Here is an 18503-nt window from a genome sequence, read left to right on the forward strand (position 1 = left end):
GTAAAAAATCGGGTTTGTGCAGTCCGGAGAAGCCATATTGTTGGAAATTCGGGGGCTTATTGTATTTTGGCCGCTATCACTGTGTGCCCGTCGATCCTGACAATGCCTTTGTCGGCAAGGTCGCGGATGGTTTGTATGGTCTGCTCGCGCGGACCCTGGCAGTTGGAGATGATGGTTTCGACAGAGCATCCTCCCTCGCGAGAGGCCTGATAGACAATGCTTTCGCGCAGGCTGCGGGTGGTTTCAGGTGTGTCTGCGCTCTTCCGGCGGCTGCGACACACGTCGCATTTGCCGCAGTCCTGGGCATCGCTTTCGCCGAAATAGCGCAGCATGCCTCTGACCCGGCATTCCGAGGTGTTGAATGCGAATGATTTCATGGCTTCGAGACGCAGGGCCATGCGTTCGCACTGGCGCTCGTAGACTTCCAGGGGCATTATCACATGTTTCGGAAGTTCGCGCGAGGTGCTGTAATATATATAAGGTGTGGTGCGGCGCGGCACGTAGTGGACGGCATGGATGCGTCCGAGGTAAAGCAGCGCCTGGTAGACCCGCTCTGACGAGAGGCAGGTGGAGCGGGCTATGACAAGCTCGCTGATGTAGACGTAGTCGGCGAAGAGCCCCGTGTAGTTGCGCAGCACGCACTGGAACACTTCTTCGGCATCGGGCGTGAGCTCAAGGTCGTAGAGCTGGTCTTTGCGCATGATTACCATTAGGCGCGAGCGCGAGGTGGTCTCGTCGATGTATTCGAAGTAGCCTGCGCGGCTCAGAAGAGTCAGCGCGCTCCTTGTCGGCGCGGGTGGCAGGGAGTAGGTGCGGCAGAAGAGGTCGAAGTTGAATTCATAGAGCATTCCGTAGCCTTCGCCTACGGCTACGCCGAGGAAGTTTCCGGCCAGTTCGTAGATGTGGCGTATGAATTCCTTGTCGGGGAAGCTTTCGCTCAGGCGGCGGCTGAGGGTGGCTTTGTCTCTGGGCGATGCTATGACCACGGCGAATGACTCGCGGCCGTCGCGTCCGGCTCTTCCCGCTTCCTGATAGTATTCTTCAAGAGATGAGGGGAGGTCGTAGTGCACCACGGTGCGCACGTCGGGTTTGTCGATGCCCATGCCGAAGGCGTTGGTGGCCACCATTATGCGGACGCTGTCTTCTTTCCAGAGGTTCTGCCGCAGATCTTTTTCTTCCGGATCGAGGCCGGCGTGGTAGAATTCGGCGCTGATGCCTTCGCGTCTGAGCAGATCGGCTATCTCGCGGCAGCGGCGGCGGGAGCGTACGTAAACTATGCCGCAGCCGGTGGTGGCGCGGAGCACACGCAGAAGGGTGTTCTCCTTGAAGTCGGCATAGCGGACTATGTAGGAGAGGTTGTCGCGGGTGAAGCTGCGGGCATAGACTTTGGGCTCTCTGAAGCGGAGGGCGCGCATGATGTCGGCTGTGACTTCAGGGGTGGCCGAGGCTGTGAGCGCGAGGATGGGGACTTCTTCGCCTACGATCTCGCGCAGGCGCACTACCTTGAGGTAGGATGGGCGGAAGTCGTAGCCCCACTGAGAGATGCAGTGGGCTTCGTCGACCACGATGAGGCTGACTGTCATGGCCCGGAGTTCGGCCATGAAGCTGTCGTTCTGAAGACGTTCTGGCGAGAGGTAGGCGAGTTTGGCTTTGCCGAGGCGGCAGCGGGTGAGGTTCAGCTCGGTTTCGCGCCGGGTCAGCCCGGAGTGGAAGTGGACGGCTCTGATGTCGCGCTGGCGCAGGTTGTCTACCTGGTCTTTCATCAGTGAGATGAGCGGAGTGACCACTACGGTGAGGCCCGGAAGGAGCATGGCCGGCACCTGGAAGGTGATCGACTTTCCTCCTCCGGTGGGGAGCAGGCCGAGAGTGTCGCGCCCCTCCAGCACTGAGTCTATGATCTCGCGCTGGAGGGGGCGGAATGCGTCATAGCCCCAGTATTTTTTCAGTACTGAAAGCGGCATCGGCTATTCGGGATGGATTTCCTTGACGAAGAGCTGTATGGCGGAACCTCCCTTGTGTTTGTTTTCCTCGATGGTGTAGCAGATGCTGAAGGGTTTGCCCGAATGGATGTGGTCGAAGCTGGCGGCGCTGTTGAAGACTATGCCGTTCATGACTTTTCCGCAGGTGCTGTCAACGAGTTCGAGTTTTATGTGCTCGCTGTGGCGCCCTACGAGTTTCGAGGTGCCGAAGTCAGTCACTCCGCGTGTACAGAACACCGGTTTGCTGTTGCCCGGACCGAAGGGGTTGAACTGTTTGAGCAGGGATAGGAATTCGGGGGTGATCTCGGCGAATGTCAGGTAGGCGTCGATATCGAGCTGGGGGGTTAGCTGGTCGGGGCGTATGTTGTCGCTGACAAACTGCTCGAAACGGCGTGTGAACTCCGCTATGTTCTCTTCCTTGAGCGAGAGGCCTACGGCGTAGGTGTGGCCGCCGAAGTTCTCAAGCAGGTCGCGCACTGATTCCACGGCTTTGTAGACGTCGAAGCCCTGCACCGAGCGCGATGAGCCTGTGGCCAGTCCGTTGGAGTAGGTGAGGACCACCGATGGCTTGTAGTAGAGCTCGGTCAGTCGCGAGGCTACGATGCCGATGATGCCCTTGTGCCAGTTTTTGTTGTAGATTACTATCGACTTCTGGTCTGAGGTCATCTCTCCGCGCTCTTCGAGAATCGTATTGGCTTCCTCGGTTATCTGTTTGTCGAGTTCCTTGCGGTCCTGGTTGTAGCGGTCTATCTCCTTTGCGCGGGTGTAGGCATCGGCCACATCGCGGGCCACGAGCAGGTCAACGGCTTCCTTTCCGCTCTGCATGCGTCCGGAGGCGTTGATGCGCGGGCCGATCTTGAAGATGACGTCGCTGATTGTGATTTCTCGGTTTCCGAGGCCGCAGATACGGATTATGGCTCTCAGCCCCATGTTGGGGTTGGAGTTGAGCCTTTTGAGTCCGTGGTATGTGAGGATGCGGTTTTCGCCTACCATCGGTACGATGTCTGCGGCGATTGACACAGCCACGAGGTCGAGAAGCCCTTCCAGTTCGGTGTTGCCCAGTCCGTTTGATATGGCGAAAGCCTGCATGAGCTTATAGCCCACGCCGCAGCCTGAGAGGTGGGGACATGGATAGGTGCTCCCATCCAGTTTCGGGTTGAGGATGGCAACCGCCGGCGGGAGTTTCTCGTCGGGCACATGATGGTCGCAGATAATAAAGTCTATGCCCAGAGAACGGGCATACTCGATCTCTTCGGTTGCTTTGATTCCGCAATCGAGGATGATAAAAAGTTTGACCCCTTGACGGGCGGCCATGTCGATGGTGGCTTTCGAGATGCCATATCCGTCTTCGTTGCGCGTCGGGATATAGTAGTCGATATGGGAGTAGAAGTTACGGAGATATTTGTAGACGAGGGCCACTGCTGTGGTTCCGTCTACATCATAGTCACCGTAGACCATAATCTGCTCCTTAGCCCCCATAGCACGGTTTAGCCGGTGGACGGCCTTGTCCATGTCGGGCATGAGAAACGGGTCATGCAGATCCTTCAGCGAGGGGTGGAAAAATTTCTCCGCCTCTCTGACCGAGGAAATGCCCCGTTGCACAAGCAGCTCGCTAACGGGCGGCACTCCGGCATAGCTTTTGGCCAGGTCGGACTCCACTTGTTGTTCGTCGGATGTAAGGGGACAGTAATTCCATTTACTTGTCATTTATGTTGTTTCTTTTTTATTTCAAAAGAAGGCGGAGAGGGGAGGTGCGCGATCATTGCAAGAGATAAGGCACTTCGACCCTATTAATTGCAAAAGTACGCAGAATAATTGGATAAATTGTCATAAGAAATGTTATTTATCCTTTAGCATTCGTTTTTAAACGGGCCCGTGATGCAAGTAAGATGGAATGGACGGGGTGTTCAGTGGCGGGGTTCCTGCGGGGCGGCTGTCATGTGTACATCGAGCTGCGGGAAGGGGAAGGAAAGGCCGGGGGCGGCTGTGATGGCGTTGTAGAATTCTTCGTTGTGGTCAAAGTAGACTCCCCAGTAGTCGGCGCTGGCTACCCATGCGCGCACGCTGAGGTTGACTGATGAGTCGGCCAGTTCGGCCACAACTACGACGGGGGCTTTGACTGACGGCATTCCGGTTTTTTCTTCCCAGAGGATGCGGGGGTCTTTTCGGAGCAGGTCGAGGAGCAGGGTGCGGGCCCGGTCTACGCTTTCGCCGTAGGAGATGCCTACGGTCCAGTCCACTCGGCGGTAGGGCTGGATGGAGTAGTTGTTGATGCTTCCGGTGGAGAGGCCGCCGTTGGGTATGATGATCGATTTGTTGTCAGGGGTGCAGATTATGGTGTTGAAGATTTCTATGCGGGTGACGGTTCCGGCAAAGCCCTGGGCTTCGATGTAGTCGCCGACCTTGAATGGCTTGAGCAGGAGTATGAGCACTCCGCCGGCAAAGTTCTGGAGGGTGCCGCTCAGGGCCATGCCTATGGCTACGCCTGCCGAGGCGAAGAGGGCGAGAAAGGAGCTTGTCTCTATGCCGAGGATGCCTATGACGGTGACGATCAGGATGAAGTAGAGCACGATTCTGACGAGCGATAGCACGAAGGTGCTCAGCGAGGCTTCGACCTGCCGCCGGTGGAGTATGCCGTAGACGAAATTGTAGAGTTTGCGGATGATGTATTTGCCTGCGTAGAATACGAGTATGGCGATGGTCAGTGAGATGGCAAAGTGGACCATGTCGCTGATGAGTGTGTCGATCAGCTGATCGAAGGAGATGTTTTTGATTGCGCTGCTCTCCTGGGCAACGGTTGGGATTGTGTCAGTCGGAATGATGTCGAGTTGAAACATTTTTTCTGATAACTATTACTATATGGATGTTCTGCGGGGTTATTTGCCGGTGTCAGTTGAAGACCGGGGCTGTCGAGACTACATCTTTCCACCAGAGGGTCTTGTCATAGCCGCGGTAGGCGGTCTCTTCGGGCCGTTTGATTATAAACGATCCGAGGCCGCCGTAGGTTCTGACGGCTATGCCGGTGAAGTCGCGGTCGGTGTGGGCCTTGTAGAGGATGCAGCGGTCAAAGGCATCCTGCCATGCGGCGAGCAGGGCGGGGGTGTTTTGGGAGATTTTCTTCATGTAGTCCTCCATGTCGTAGACTGGGCGTGTGGAGTGGAAGACGGGGTCGAAGGGGTTGAAGCTTTGTGACAGGGCCTGTACCTGTGTGAGTTCCGCGGGATAGGATGTGAGAGTGGCGAAGATGCCGCGCGAGGCCTCGGCAAGTCCTTCGAGAGCGGATGTGTCGACCACCACCATCTGTGAGCGCAGGCCTTTTTCTTTCAGATAGGTGAATGTGTTGGTGGCGGCGCCGACCAGGTCTGGGGTGCCGTCGGCGAAAAATGCCGGAATGTTCAGATGATAGGGCATGCCTTCGCCTTCGACTTCTGTCGGCGAGCCGACTATCACGGGTGTCAGAGCGCGCAGTTCATATGCGATTTCTACGGTGCCCATCAGGCAGCAGTCGAAGTATAGGAATGAGAATTTTTCTCCTTCGAGGGCTTTGCCGAGTGAGGAGAGGCTCATCCATTTGTCGCGGTCGGTTCCGTATGAGCGTGAGGCTTTTGATTGGTCCATGTCTTCGGGGTGGGTCATCCAGGCCGTGGCGTGGCCCCAGAAAATCATGCCGTAGTCTTCGGCTGGCGCGAGCTCCTTCATGTCGGCAAGCACCTGACGCATGCGTCCGATCTCTACAGAGTAGAGGTCGGGATCATCGGTGTAGGTTTTCAGTATTTTCTGTCCTTGGGCTGTTATCTCGATCAGCTGGGGCGGATTGCCGTCATTGGTATAGGGGCGGTTGTAATAGACGAGCAGCCTTCCGCCGTTCAGGCCGCCGTTTTTGGCTCCGCGGACCATTTCATCGAGGTCATAGGCATCGAAGCTGTTTGCCCAGCCGAGGTTGTTGTCGGCCAGCATATAGACAAGCACAGTCCGGTGGACCTCTTCAGATGGAGAGGGCGGTGCGGGGGGCGCGGGCTCGTTGGCTTCGCCGCAGGAGTTCAGCAGACAGAACGAGCAGAAGGTGAGGAGAATATTGAGCAGAAAGCGGTGCATCGGGGTGATCAATTGGTTTATTTCAACGAAATTACGATATTTATGTCATTCCGTGGGCGTGATCGGCCCGATTTTAGGATTTTTTTTGAAATGAACAAAAGCAATACCGCTGTCGTTGCTGGAATATAGAGCTATATTTCTGATTGTTTTGGCTTCTGTTAACATTTTTTATCAGGCCTTCTCCCGGATTGAAATGTAATGGTGCTATCTTTGCCATCAAGGCAGGCCAGGGCACAAGCTGTAATTATTCAAGAATGAAAAATCTTCTAAAATTCAACACATTATGAGCGACCAACTGAAGATATACTGCGTCAATCTCGGCGAATACATTCCTGTCAGCGGCGGTCAGACGCTGCATCAGATATATGATGGAATCCGTGACAGGCTTCCTTTCACTCCTGTCTGCGCGCGGGTCAACAACAAGACCGAAGATCTTGCTTTCCCGGTGTTCATGCCCAAGCAGGTGGAGTTTCTCTCGGTGAAGTCGCCGTCGGGCCACAGATGCTACATCCGTTCGCTCTGCATGGTGCTTTACCGTGCGCTTGTGACGCTCTATCCGGGCGCGCGTCTGGTGATAAGCCATTCGGTTTCGCGCGGATACTATTGCCGGGTCGAAGGAGTCAAGGCCGATGCTGAAGTGGCTGCGGCTCTAAAAGAGGAGATGCGCAGGCTGGTGGACCGCGATCTGCCGTTCGAGCGCAAGGAGCGCCTGACTCCTGACGTTATAGAGATCATGCGCCGCCAGGGCCTGGACGACAAGGTGAAACTGCTTGAGAGTCTCCATGAACTGTACACGGTCTACTATCGTCTCGATGGTGTCTGTGACTGCTATAACGGCAATCTGGTGCCTCGCACCGGAATGCTTCAGGTGTTTGATCTCGTGCCCTATGAGAAGGGGCTTCTGCTGCTTGGACCGGATCCGGCTGATGACTCGCGCCCGGCCACTCCGCTTGCCCAGCCCAAGCTCTACAGGGCCTTTACCGACTATCTTAAGTTCAACTCCATCATTGGCATACGCGATGCGGGCGATGTCAATTCAGTGGTGGCCGGAGCGGGCACGTCGATGATGATCAATGTGGCCGAGGCTCTTCATACCAAGTATATCGGCGCCATAGCCGACCGCATCACGGAGCGATATCATGAAGGGGGTGCGCGGGTGGTGCTTATTGCCGGTCCGTCGTCGTCAGGCAAGACTACTTTCACCAAGCGTCTGGCGGTGCAGCTGCTGACCAATCTGCTGAACCCGGTGATGATCTCGCTTGACAACTATTTCGTAGACCGCAACCGCACTCCGCGTGACCAGAGCGGCGATTATGACTATGAGTCGCTCTTTGCTCTCGATCTTGAACTGTTCAACGACCATCTGAACCGTCTGATCCGTGGCGAGCGCATCGAAATGCCCTATTATAATTTCGAGCGCGGCGAGCGTGAATACCGCAATGAGAGCATAGCCCTTGACTCGCATTCGATATTGCTGATCGAGGGTATCCACGGCCTGAATCCGGAACTGACTCGCGATGTGGTGCCTGAGATGAAATACCGCATCTATGTCTCTGCGCTGACCACACTCGCCATTGATGACCACAATTGGGTGTCGACCACTGACAACCGCCTGCTGCGGCGCATTATCCGCGACTACAAGTATCGCGGTACGAGTGCTCTCGACACCATACGCCGCTGGCCGAGTGTGCGCCGGGGGGAAGAGCAGTGGATTTTTCCTTATCAGGAAAATGCCGATTCGATGTTCAATTCCTCGCTGCTGTTCGAGTTAGGGGTAATGCGTGACGAGGCTGAGAGGGTGTTGCGTAATGTGCCCCGTGATCTGCCGGAATATGCCGAGGCTCACCGTCTGCGCAAGTTTTTGTCATGCTTCTCGTCCATTCCTTCCAACATGATTCCGCCAAACTCTCTGCTGCGTGAATTTCTTGGCGGCAGTTCGTTCCATTATTAGACCGCATTTTTTCCTGGAGCGGGGCTGCCTGCCTCTTTTCGGGATGAGACACTGCAAAGATACAATCGCCGGCCCCGTTATCAGATGCGATAATGCGGGGCCGGCGATATTATTTATGACAAACAGTTGTCTGTCTATTTTCTGAGCCTGTTGATTATTTCAATAGCGAAGTGAACGAATATGCCGTAGGCAATGGTAGCCAGCAGGGCCATCCCCTCGTTGATGATGATAATGGACGGCAATGGCATTGGCCATTCGGGCCTTGCCTGATGGAAAGCCGCGGCCACAGCGCAGGCTGAGAGCACGATGAAGACAATGATCATCGACAGCGGAGCGAATCCAAGTTCATATCGGCCTATACGGATCATAAGTAACTCTTCAAAATCAAACGGCTTTTATTTCTGAGCGGCGGCTTTGTGCAGAACGATGTACTCTGATGGGTTGCGGCTGTTGAGGCGGGCTGTTGAATCGTTTCCAATATATAGGGTGGCGATATTCGGAAGGATTTTTCGGAGTGCGTCTTCTGTCGCCATGTTGTCGCAGGCCTTTTCTGTCATGGCGCCGTCACCGAGGACTATGGAGTCGCCCTTGATCATATAAGGACCGGAAACGGTGTTGCAGTTGGTCTGGATAAAGTATGTGCTGTCTTCAAATACTATATATTGGTGTGATCCGGGCACTTCTTCGGAGGGACGGACATAGTCGGAATCGGAGAAAACTATGTTTTCAATATTCCACCGTCCTTTGAGATCGGCATATGCAGCTACGTCCTGTGACTGACAGTCACTTGTGGCGGTCTGTCCGTTTTTGTTGCCTGTGCATGATGCCGCGCTGAGGGCTGCCAATGCCATTAGCGAAATTTTGATTTGAATTTTCATATTTAAACAACCTTTTACGGTTTATGCAAAATTGCGGTCTCCTGACATTTTGTATCCATGCAGAGAGACCGCAAAATGATTCTATATAATATAAATAGGTGGTAGATACCGATGTTTATCAGTCCATGAGCTTGCGGTAGCGGCGGCGCGGGGGTTCCTTGCCATCGTTGTGGGCTTTCTTGAACTCTTCGTAGTCTGAGTAGGAGCCTTCGTAGAACACTACATTGCCGTCGCCTTCAAACGAGAGGATGTGGGTGCAGATGCGGTCGAGGAACCAGCGGTCGTGGCTGACAACCACGGCGCAGCCGGCAAAGTCCTCCAGGCCTTCTTCGAGAGCGCGAAGGGTGTTCACGTCGATGTCATTGGTAGGTTCGTCGAGCAGGATAACGTTGCCTTCCTCCTTGAGAGCCATAGCGAGGTGCAGGCGGTTGCGCTCGCCGCCTGAGAGCACTCCGATTTTCTTTTCCTGGTCGGCTCCGGTGAAGTTGAAGCGCGACAGGTAGGCGCGGGCGTTGACGTCGCGGCCACCCATGCGGAAGCTTTCCACTCCCTGCGAAATCACTTCATAGACGCTCTTTTCGGGCAGAAGGTCGTGGTGGGTCTGGTCGACATAGGCGATCTTTACGGTCTCGCCCACTTCAAACGAGCCTGCGTCAGGAGTCTCCTGGCCCATGATGAGGCGGAAGAGGGTGGTTTTTCCGGCGCCGTTCGGGCCGATCACGCCTACAATGCCGCCCTGGGGGAGCGAGAAGCTCAGGTCTTTGAACAGCTGCTTCTTGCCGAAGGCTTTCGAGAAGCCCTGCACGTCGATGACCTTGCTGCCGAGGCGCGGGCCGTTGGGGATGAAGATTTCGAGACGTTCCTCGCGTTCCTTCTGGTCTTCGTTGAGGAGGCGGTCGTAGCTCGACAGACGGGCTTTGCCTTTGGCCTGACGAGCCTTGGGGGCCATGCGTACCCATTCGAGTTCGCGTTCGAGGGTCTTGCGGCGCTTGCTTGCCTGCTTTTCTTCCTGGGCCATGCGCTTGGTCTTCTGGTCGAGCCATGAAGAGTAGTTGCCTTTCCAGGGAATTCCTTCGCCGCGGTCAAGTTCGAGGATCCATCCTGCCACGTGGTCGAGGAAGTAGCGGTCGTGGGTGATGGCTATCACGGTGCCGGGATATTGCTGGAGGTGCTGTTCGAGCCAGTCGATCGATTCGGCATCGAGGTGGTTGGTGGGCTCGTCGAGCAGCAGGATGTCGGGCTGCTGGAGCAGCAGGCGGCAGAGGGCCACGCGACGGCGTTCGCCTCCTGAGAGGGTGGTCACGCTCTGGTCGTCGGGGGGACATTGCAGGGCATCCATAGCACGTTCGAGCTTGGAGTCGATGTTCCAGGCGTCGGCGGCATCGAGTTTGTCCTGAAGTTCGGCCTGACGGGCGAGCAGGGCGTCCATCTTATCGGGGTCTTCGAGCACATCGGGGTCGCCGAACGATTCATTGACCTTGTCAAATTCAGCAAGGAGGTCCATGATGGGCTGCACACCTTCGCGCACAACCTCGATGACAGTTTTCTCAGGGTCGAGCTGAGGGTCCTGTTCGAGATAGCCCACGGAGTAGCCGGGCGAGAAGACAACTTCGCCCTGATAGCTCTTGTCAATGCCTGCTATGATTTTCAGCAGCGAAGACTTACCGGAGCCGTTCAGACCGATGATGCCGATCTTGGCACCGTAGAAGAATGAGAGATAGATGTTTTTCAACACCTGCTTCTGGGGAGGGTAGGTCTTGGAGACTCCTACCATCGAGAATATAACTTTTTTGTCGTCAGCCATGATTGGATGGTTGTTGATGCTTGTTGAAATTCAGGATATTAGGATTCAGCGCTTTTTGGGTGCATATTTGGCGGGATAATCGCAGCGGGTCTTTCCGGCTATGATGTTGTTGAGTTTTCCTTTGATCAGCTGCTTGCGGATCATCGAAATGTGGTCGATGTATAGTTTGCCTTCGAGGTGGTCGCACTCATGCTGGACTATGCGGGCCAGGAAGCCGGTGATCACTTCTTCATGCGGTTCGAAGTTTTCGTCGACCCAGCGCAGGCGGATGTTTTCCACGCGGCTGACGTTTTCCGAAAGTCCCGGCAGGCTGAGGCAGCCTTCGCCGCGGCTGACGGCTTCTCCGTCAAGCACCTCGATCTCCGGGTTGATGAGCACGAATTTGCGGCCCTCGCATTCGGGGAATGAATCTTTGACGGGGTCGGCATCGATCACAACGATTCTGTCAGAGCGACCGATCTGTGGAGCGGCAAGGCCTACGCCTTCACTGGCATACATGGTGGTGAACATGTTCTCTATAAGCTCTTTGAGCTCAGGATAGTCCCGGCTTATCGGGGCCGCTGTCTTGCGGAGCACCGGATGGCCGTAAAGATAGACTGGTAAGCGCATTGATATATCTGTTTTTTTGATTATTCCTGGATGATTGGCAAGGAGGGGGGAGGCGCCGGCCTGTGGGTGGGCGGCTCTGCTTCCTGTGCGGCGGTCAGATCCGGCGTGATTCGAGATAGCCGTTGAGGATTATGACGGCCGCCATGCGGTCTATGGCGCCTTTGTCGCGGCGGTCGCTTTTCTTGACTCCGGCATCGAGCATGGCGCGGTGGGCAAGGGTCGAGGTGAAGCGTTCGTCGAAAAAGCGGATCTCCACTCCCGGCAGCTCCTTGCGCAGGCGGTTGATGGCCGGAGTGATATAGCGCATCGACTCTGACGGCTCCCCGCCCAGGGTTTTGGGGAGTCCGACAATGATTTCATCGACCGGCTCGCGGCTGACATAGGCCTTGACATAGGTTATCAGCTGGGCCGAGGGCACAGTGTCAAGCGCCGTGGCCACGATCTGCAACACGTCGGTCACAGCCAGTCCGCAGCGTTTGCGCCCGTAGTCAATAGCAAGTAATCGTCCCATAATGACTGCAAAGATAATAAAAATATTGTACATTTGCATGTCAAATCCCACCAGATCATCATGGACTATAATAGAATCCTGACAGAGATAGCGGTCGAAGTTGAGCCGCTCCGCACCGTAGGACAGCAGGCCTCCTACATACCGGCGCTTGCGAGAGTCAATCCTGACCGTTTCGGCATCTGCCTTCTCACCACCGATGGTGGCGGAGCCGAGCTGGGTGATGTCGGTGAGCGCTTTTCTATCCAGAGTGTCACCAAAGTCTTCTCACTCTCTATGGCCCTTTCGCTCAAAGGCGAGGCTCTTTGGGAGAGAGTGGGCAAAGAGCCGTCGGGCTCGGCTTTCAACTCGCTGATACAGCTTGAACTCGACCACGGCATTCCGCGCAATCCGTTCATCAATGCCGGTGCAATCGTTGTGGCCGACGTGCTCCTTTCGGAACTCTCCGATCCGGAGGGTGAATATATAGACTTCATACGCCGTATCTCCGGCGATCCCACCGTAGAATATGACCGCGAGGTAGCGGCTTCGGAGAGGACTACGGGCTATGTTAACGCCGCCATTGCCAACATGCTCAAGTATTACGGCAATCTGCAAAACGACATCGAGGACGTGTTGCGCTTCTACTTCCTGCAGTGTTCCGTCAAGATGGACTGCCGTCAGCTGGCCCAATCGTTTCTGCCCTTTGCCGACCGCAACCGGGAATTCTCCTTCGGCGGCGTCAGCCTGACCTATTCGCAGGTAAAGCGCATCAACGCCATCATGCAGACCTGCGGATTCTACAACGATGCCGGTGAATATTCCTATCTGGTCGGACTTCCCGGCAAGAGCGGAGTCGGCGGCGGCATAGCAGCCGTCTATCCCGGACGCTATTCCGTGGCCACCTGGAGCCCGCGCCTCAACGAAAAAGGCAACTCCGTGATGGGCATGAAAGCTCTGGAGCTGCTTACCTCCTACACCCACGAATCAATCTTCTGACAGCCGCCCGTCTGTCACCTTGAGGACTCCGATATAAAACCGTTCAAATGTGCTGATGACGATTTGAACGAATTTCTTTTTGACTATCCGAGGAAAGTGGTGTGAAAAATTGATAATGAAAGGAAAATTTTGTAAGTTTGCAACTCTATATGTCATACTTACTTATCACATTTTATTCCTTACATCAAATTTCAATTATGAGACATCACATAGTCCTCTCTCTCGCTCTCGGCCTGATGGCTGCAGGGACATCAAAAGCAGATGAAGTGCTGAAATCGCCTGACGGCGACATCGCGCTGACGTTTGAGATCCGTGACGGACGTCCAACCTACTTTGTCGACTTCAAAGGCAAGCAGGTGATCGCCCCGTCGGGTCTCGGCTTTGACCTGTCGAGCGAGTCGGGACGCAACAGCTTCGAGCAACAGGGCAAAAAGGCCGGAGCCGACGCTCTTTCGCTCAAAGACGGCTTCGAGCTTGCCGGAGTGAGCCGCGACAGTGTCGACACCGTGTGGCAGCCTGTCTGGGGCGAAGAGTCGGAAATCCGCGACCACTACAATGAAATGACCGTCAGCCTGCGTCAGCCGGCTTTTGACCGCTCTATGGAGATACGCTTCCGAGCCTATGACGACGGAATCGGTTTCCGGTATGAATTCCCCGGACAGCCAAATCTCAACTATTTCGTAATAGCCGAAGAAGCAACGGAGTTTGCAATGACCGGTGACCATACCGCCTACTGGATTCCCGGCGACTATGACACCCAGGAGTATAACTACACCCGGTCGCGCCTGAGCGAGATCCGCGGCCTTTTCCCCTCCAAAATCAATCCGGACAATGCCTCGACCACGCCTTTCTCTCCCACAGGCGTCCAGACTGCGCTCCAGCTCAAGACAGACGACGGCATCTATCTGAACATCCATGAGGCCGCCACTGTCGACTATCCGACAATGCACCTTAACCTCAACGACACAACCATGACATTCTCCTCATGGCTCACCCCCGACAATCAGGGCCGCAAAGGCTACATGCAGACCCCGGCCAAAAGTCCCTGGCGCTCGGTGATGATAGTCGATGACGCGCGTGACATCCTCGCCTCGCGGCTGATCTACAATCTCAATGATCCGACAGCCTATGAAGATGTCAGCTGGATCAAGCCGGTCAAATACATCGGCGTCTGGTGGGAGATGATCACCGGAGCCGGTACCTGGAACTATACTGATGACGTCTACTCCGTGAAGCTCGGCGAGACAGACTACTCAAAGACCCGTCCCAACGGGCGCCACAGCGCCAACACCGCCAAGGTCAAGCGTTACATCGACTTCGCTGCCGATCATGGTTTTGACCAGGTGCTCGTAGAGGGCTGGAACGAAGGATGGGAAGACTGGTTCGGCCAGTCGAAAGACTATGTCTTTGACTTTGTCACCCCCTATCCTGATTTCGATCTGAAATATCTCACCGACTATGCCCGGTCAAAGGGCGTGCGGCTGATGATGCACCACGAAACCTCGGCATCGGTGCGCAACTACGAGCGCCATCTCGACCAGGCCTACAAGCTGATGAACGACTACGGCTACAATGCCGTCAAGAGCGGTTATGTAGGCAACATCATTCCCCGCGGCGAATATCACTACTCACAGTGGCTCAACAACCACTACCTCTATGCCGTCCGCAAGGCCGCCGATCATAAGATAATGGTCAACGCCCACGAGGCAAGCCGTCCTACAGGTCTGGCCCGCACTTATCCCAACCTCATCGGCAACGAAAGCGCCCGCGGAACAGAGTATCAGGCTATGGGCGGCAATGAGAAATGGCACACCTCGATCCTGCCTTTCACCCGTCTGCAGGGAGGCCCGATGGACTACACTCCCGGCATTTTCGAGTTTGACCTGTCAACGTTCACTCCTAACAACAATTCAAAGATCGCCTCGACCATTCCCGGCCAGCTGGCGCTCTACGTCACCATGTACAGCCCCCTCCAGATGGCCGCCGACCTTCCTGAACATTATGAAAAGCATATGGACGCATTCCAGTTCATCAAAGATGTGCCTGTTGAATGGGAGCGTTCGGTCTATCTTGAAGCCGAGCCGATGGAATATGTGACAGTGGCCCGCAAAGACAAGAACTCCGATGAATGGTATGTAGGATCTACCGCCGGCACCGCCGACCGCAAGAGCACCATCAGCCTGTCGTTTCTCGATCCGGGACGGAAATATGAAGCCACGATCTATGCCGAGGCCCCTGACGCAAACACCGTTGACGGCCAGACCCGCTATGATATTACCCGCAAGACAGTCACCTCAAAGTCGAAACTGACACTCGGCGCCATTGCCGGCGGTGGCTATGCCATATCTATAAAACCGCTAAAACGCTAATTGAAGTTGAAGAAAAAAACGTATCTGATGTTAGCTCTGGCAGCCTTGGCTGCAAGCACTGCCGGAGCCCGCACACTCACTCCCGCCGAGGCGCTCGCCCGTGCTGCGAAATCATCACAGGCCGCTGCGACAGGCACAAGCCGTGGTCATTCAGTGCTTGAACCTGTAATGACCATCGGAGCAGATGACACCCCGGCTGTCTATGTGTTCACACCCAATGAGTCGGGCTATCTGATAGTATCGGCCGATGATGTGGCGGCGCCCGTGCTCGGCTACAGCGACACCGGGATATTCGATCCTGAAAAGATGTCACCGTCGATGCGTTGGTGGCTTGAGGAGTACAGCGCCCAGATCAGGGCTGCGGCAGCGGAAAATGCCGGCTCGTATGAGGTCACTGCCCGCGAAGACCGAGACCCTATCGGCCCTCTGCTTCAGACCAAGTGGGACCAGGGTGAGCCTTACAATAATTATTGTCCCATCTACGAGTACAAAGGCAAGGAATATCCGACCTACACCGGTTGCGTGGCCACGGCTATGGCCCAGGTAATGAAATATCACAACTGGCCTGACAAGGCGGCATCAAATGCGAATTTTTCTTACACGTGGGAAAGCAAAACGCTGACGGCAAGTTTCGGAAACTATGCTTTTGACTGGTCCAACATGCTCCCGGACTATTCCGCCGTTTCTTCAACGAGAACTCAGCAGGAAGCAGTGGCCAAACTCATGCAGGCCTGCGGTTATTCTGTCAGAATGGACTACGGCCCTTCTGCCTCAGGCGCTTCAAGTGCGGCTGTAGGAGGCGCACTGGCCAACTATTTCAAATATGACGGCCGTCTTCGCAACGAACTGCGTCATTGCTATACTCTTGCCGACTGGGAGACTATGATCTACAACAGCCTGCAGACCGACGGCCCGGTGCTCTATTCAGGCAGCAACAGAGAGAGCGGCCACTGCTTTGTCTGTGACGGCTATCGGGGCAACGGCTATTTCCATATCAACTGGGGCTGGTCAGGCATGAGCGACGGCTATTTCCTTCTCAATGCGCTTGACCCAGACCAGCAGGGAGCCGGAGGCAGCACTTCAGGCTACAACAGCGGTCAGGAAATTCTCATAGGCATCCGCCCCGCCACTTCGACCACATCTGTCCATGATATCAAATTCGTAGCTCTCGGAAATATCTCAGCTGAAATCAGCGGGTCTAATTTTGTGCTCTACGGAGATTTTGCCAACTTCTCGATTGATGAGGTTTCAGGTTATGTGTCTTTAAGAATTACCGATCAGAACGGCAAGGATATAAAGATTGTAGACCGTTATACTGTGCCGGATTATTATCCCGGTTCATATTATCCGTCTGTTTCCATTCCGCTTTCATTTCTTGGTATAAGCGACGGAACCTATCGTATCTATCCGGTGTTCAAGATCGGATCGACCGTTTATCCTTATCAGTGTTCTATCTCCCAGCCGGGCTATGTGCAGCTGTCGCGCAGCGGTTCGAATTATTCGGTGTCCACACCCTCTTTGGGCAACTACTCGGTTACAGGGCTGACAGCCTCCCGGCAGATGTATTCCGGCTGTGGCTTCCGGGCTACCGGACTGGCAAAATTTTCGGTAGACATGGAAGCTACAATGCCTGTCTATGGACTTCTGCTCAGAGATAACGGAACAGTTCTGGGCCACGGTTGCGAACTCAACCAGCTATTCTCCGTAGCCGGTGAGCCGTTTGACTATTTTAGCGAATGGTTTGTCAATGACAACGGCGATGAAATCTCAGTAACCCCCGGAGCCTATAAATTCGCAATGGGCTATAAGTCCGGTTCGGGTTACAAGGTGATTTCCGATCAGATCAGTGTCACCGTAAGCAGCAACCCCGGAACTCCATCGCTGCAGGTTGTAGGCTGGAACGTGGAAAATGCCTCTGCGGTTGATCCTGACAACGTTGTCATAAACGTGACTCTGAAATGTCAGTCAGGCTATCTGGCCGGACGGATCTGCGCGGCTTTCTTCGGCGAGAATGACCAGTATGCCTCGGCTCAGCTCAATTCTCCTCTGCTTATGATGAACGCCGGCGACACTCAGTCATTTGTCATCAGCGGAAGTCTGACGGGCTTCAGCGCCGGAGAGCTCGTGGACGTGGGTCTCTATAACGGCAACAGCTTTATTTCGTCTGGTAAATATCTGTCATTTACAATCGGCGAACGCAGCGGAATTGCCGATGTCATAGCCGATGGCGCGAATGCAGTTACCCTCTCGCCCAATCCGGCAGTAGATCACACCGTGATTTCTGCTTCGGCTGAAATCAGCCGCGTGGACCTCTACTCGCTGTCAGGCAAACTTACCGGCGCGCAGACAGAGATTGACGGTCAGACAGCCCGCGTCGACCTCTCGGCTCTCCCCTCAGGCCTTTACATAGCAAGAGTGCTGACAGCTGACGGCGTCCGCACTGTCAAGGTCATAAAGAAATAGAATCCGGAGAGGATGCCGGCGGCTTCGTGCAGGCCCCGGTAATGCTCTCTCCCATACACAATAGTGACAGATATATAGCACCTTCAGAAGGATGCCCGGCGAGATTGAAATTCTCAGCCAGGGCATCCTTTAAAATTTGGAGGGTGTTTCTTAATCCAGGCATGTACATAAGCCGGAATGAGACCGATTCAGGCCCCATTTCGGCCAAAATCGTGAAAAAGTAAGAAGATTTTCAAAAATATGTATATTAAAACAGTCGCAGGGAGTTGGTTGATAAGAGTATATTACGTAACTTTGGAGGGTGACTTTTTCGCGTATGAAACAACTGCTCCTGCCAATACTCTCCATCTCCCTGGCAGCTTGTTCCTCTCACAAGGAGCAGGCAGCGGTTTCAGCGCCTCAGTCACAGCCTGCGGTCATAGGGGCGAAACCGCTGCCCGCACCCACGGTCAACGCTGTTGCGATGGCTCGGATCTATAAGACCGACGGAGACTATGCCGACCGGGTGCCTGTCACTCTTGACAGCCGTCACCGCAGGCTGGTGTCATATCCGGCCCCGTCAGATCTTGCAGGAGCCGCTCCGGTCAGACTTTCAGACGGCTTTCTGCTTGACCGGCGCGGTGTTTCCGGCAATACGGCTTTCACCCGCTGGACCTATCGGGAATATGCCGCGATGGAGTCTGCTCCGTCGCCTGCTGAAATAATGGAAGCCATTATTCCGGGTGCGCGGGTGACGGAAATCTATCAGATGCCATTTCCTGCCGGCACTCCGGATGCGGCCGCCAGATGCGACAGCCTCATAGCGGCCGGATTGCCGGACTGCCGTCTGGTTTTCAGTCTGCCGCAGAGAGACCGCGGAAGCTGACGGC

Annotated in this window: 14 protein-coding genes; 5 read left to right on the forward strand and 9 right to left on the reverse strand. The window is 55.0% G+C overall.

The genetic code is table 11. The annotated features are described in order from the left end of the window. Positions 1 to 56 precede the first annotated feature (56 nt). The 4 genes from FDZ78_RS07610 to FDZ78_RS07625 form a co-directional block, all read right to left on the reverse strand. On the reverse strand, positions 57 to 1961 hold the full coding sequence (locus tag FDZ78_RS07610) for an ATP-dependent DNA helicase RecQ (RefSeq protein WP_136408344.1): 1905 nt from the start codon (positions 1959 to 1961) through the stop codon (positions 57 to 59). Positions 1962 to 1964: 3 nt separating this feature from the next. Further along, the gene (gene recJ / locus FDZ78_RS07615; RefSeq protein WP_137426193.1) at positions 1965 to 3686 is read right to left on the reverse strand and encodes a single-stranded-DNA-specific exonuclease RecJ; all 1722 of its coding nucleotides are present in this window, start codon (positions 3684 to 3686) and stop codon (positions 1965 to 1967) included. Positions 3687 to 3886: 200 nt separating this feature from the next. Next, a complete protein-coding gene (locus FDZ78_RS07620) occupies positions 3887 to 4816 on the reverse strand; it encodes a mechanosensitive ion channel family protein (protein WP_205746912.1) in 930 nt (309 codons plus the stop codon). 52 nt (positions 4817 to 4868) lie between these two features. Continuing rightward, positions 4869 to 6074: a clostripain-related cysteine peptidase gene (locus FDZ78_RS07625; RefSeq protein ID WP_136408345.1), complete on the reverse strand. Its 1206-nt coding sequence runs from the start codon at positions 6072 to 6074 to the stop codon at positions 4869 to 4871. A 283-nt stretch (positions 6075 to 6357) separates the two neighbouring features. On the opposite strand from FDZ78_RS07625, the gene FDZ78_RS07630 reads away from it, so the two are divergent. Beyond that, positions 6358 to 8025, forward strand: coding sequence for a nucleoside kinase (locus FDZ78_RS07630; RefSeq protein ID WP_123398179.1), 1668 nt, complete (start codon positions 6358 to 6360; stop codon positions 8023 to 8025). Between the two features lie 134 nt (positions 8026 to 8159). Here the strand turns inward: FDZ78_RS07630 and FDZ78_RS07635 are convergent, their stop codons facing one another. From FDZ78_RS07635 to ruvX, 5 genes are all read right to left on the reverse strand, one after another. Beyond that, positions 8160 to 8393, reverse strand: coding sequence for a hypothetical protein (locus FDZ78_RS07635; protein WP_107031130.1), 234 nt, complete (start codon positions 8391 to 8393; stop codon positions 8160 to 8162). A 27-nt stretch (positions 8394 to 8420) separates the two neighbouring features. Next, on the reverse strand, positions 8421 to 8903 hold the full coding sequence (locus tag FDZ78_RS07640) for an META domain-containing protein (protein ID WP_123398180.1): 483 nt from the start codon (positions 8901 to 8903) through the stop codon (positions 8421 to 8423). Between the two features lie 118 nt (positions 8904 to 9021). Further along, positions 9022 to 10707, reverse strand: a complete 1686-nt coding sequence (ettA, locus tag FDZ78_RS07645; protein WP_107031132.1) for an energy-dependent translational throttle protein EttA — start codon at positions 10705 to 10707, stop codon at positions 9022 to 9024. Positions 10708 to 10752: 45 nt separating this feature from the next. Then, a complete protein-coding gene (gene def, locus FDZ78_RS07650; RefSeq protein ID WP_123398182.1) occupies positions 10753 to 11316 on the reverse strand; it encodes a peptide deformylase in 564 nt (187 codons plus the stop codon). A gap of 94 nt (positions 11317 to 11410) precedes the next feature. Further along, complete coding sequence (gene ruvX / locus FDZ78_RS07655) at positions 11411 to 11827, reverse strand: Holliday junction resolvase RuvX (protein WP_107031134.1); 417 nt, start codon at positions 11825 to 11827, stop codon at positions 11411 to 11413. A 60-nt stretch (positions 11828 to 11887) separates the two neighbouring features. Between ruvX and FDZ78_RS07660 the strand changes: the two genes are divergently transcribed. From FDZ78_RS07660 to FDZ78_RS07675, 4 genes are all read left to right on the forward strand, one after another. Then, on the forward strand, positions 11888 to 12802 hold the full coding sequence (locus FDZ78_RS07660) for a glutaminase (protein ID WP_136408346.1): 915 nt from the start codon (positions 11888 to 11890) through the stop codon (positions 12800 to 12802). 197 nt (positions 12803 to 12999) lie between these two features. Further along, positions 13000 to 15171: a glycoside hydrolase family 97 protein gene (locus tag FDZ78_RS07665; RefSeq protein ID WP_136408347.1), complete on the forward strand. Its 2172-nt coding sequence runs from the start codon at positions 13000 to 13002 to the stop codon at positions 15169 to 15171. A gap of 27 nt (positions 15172 to 15198) precedes the next feature. Beyond that, a complete protein-coding gene (locus FDZ78_RS07670; RefSeq protein ID WP_136408348.1) occupies positions 15199 to 17634 on the forward strand; it encodes a thiol protease/hemagglutinin PrtT in 2436 nt (811 codons plus the stop codon). A gap of 316 nt (positions 17635 to 17950) precedes the next feature. Beyond that, the gene (locus tag FDZ78_RS07675; RefSeq protein WP_136408349.1) at positions 17951 to 18499 is read left to right on the forward strand and encodes a hypothetical protein; all 549 of its coding nucleotides are present in this window, start codon (positions 17951 to 17953) and stop codon (positions 18497 to 18499) included. Positions 18500 to 18503 lie beyond the last annotated feature (4 nt).

The organism is Duncaniella sp. B8, from assembly GCF_005304985.1.
In the GTDB taxonomy this organism is placed as follows: Bacteria; Bacteroidota; Bacteroidia; order Bacteroidales; family Muribaculaceae; genus Duncaniella; species Duncaniella muris.

Excerpts from the sequence above, each read along its gene's own strand:
- recJ (WP_137426193.1), bottom strand. The coding sequence starts at position 3,686 with ATGACAAGTAAATGGAATTACTGTCCCCTTACATCCGACGAACAACAA.
- ettA (WP_107031132.1), bottom strand. The coding sequence starts at position 10,707 with ATGGCTGACGACAAAAAAGTTATATTCTCGATGGTAGGAGTCTCCAAG.
- ruvX (WP_107031134.1), bottom strand. The coding sequence starts at position 11,827 with ATGGGACGATTACTTGCTATTGACTACGGGCGCAAACGCTGCGGACTG.
- FDZ78_RS07660 (WP_136408346.1), top strand. The coding sequence starts at position 11,888 with ATGGACTATAATAGAATCCTGACAGAGATAGCGGTCGAAGTTGAGCCG.
- def (WP_123398182.1), bottom strand. The coding sequence starts at position 11,316 with ATGCGCTTACCAGTCTATCTTTACGGCCATCCGGTGCTCCGCAAGACA.
- FDZ78_RS07665 (WP_136408347.1), top strand. The coding sequence starts at position 13,000 with ATGAGACATCACATAGTCCTCTCTCTCGCTCTCGGCCTGATGGCTGCA.
- FDZ78_RS07625 (WP_136408345.1), bottom strand. The coding sequence starts at position 6,074 with ATGCACCGCTTTCTGCTCAATATTCTCCTCACCTTCTGCTCGTTCTGT.
- FDZ78_RS07670 (WP_136408348.1), top strand. The coding sequence starts at position 15,199 with ATGTTAGCTCTGGCAGCCTTGGCTGCAAGCACTGCCGGAGCCCGCACA.
- FDZ78_RS07675 (WP_136408349.1), top strand. The coding sequence starts at position 17,951 with ATGAAACAACTGCTCCTGCCAATACTCTCCATCTCCCTGGCAGCTTGT.
- FDZ78_RS07630 (WP_123398179.1), top strand. The coding sequence starts at position 6,358 with ATGAGCGACCAACTGAAGATATACTGCGTCAATCTCGGCGAATACATT.
- FDZ78_RS07620 (WP_205746912.1), bottom strand. The coding sequence starts at position 4,816 with ATGTTTCAACTCGACATCATTCCGACTGACACAATCCCAACCGTTGCC.
- FDZ78_RS07610 (WP_136408344.1), bottom strand. The coding sequence starts at position 1,961 with ATGCCGCTTTCAGTACTGAAAAAATACTGGGGCTATGACGCATTCCGC.
- FDZ78_RS07640 (WP_123398180.1), bottom strand. The coding sequence starts at position 8,903 with ATGAAAATTCAAATCAAAATTTCGCTAATGGCATTGGCAGCCCTCAGC.
- FDZ78_RS07635 (WP_107031130.1), bottom strand. The coding sequence starts at position 8,393 with ATGATCCGTATAGGCCGATATGAACTTGGATTCGCTCCGCTGTCGATG.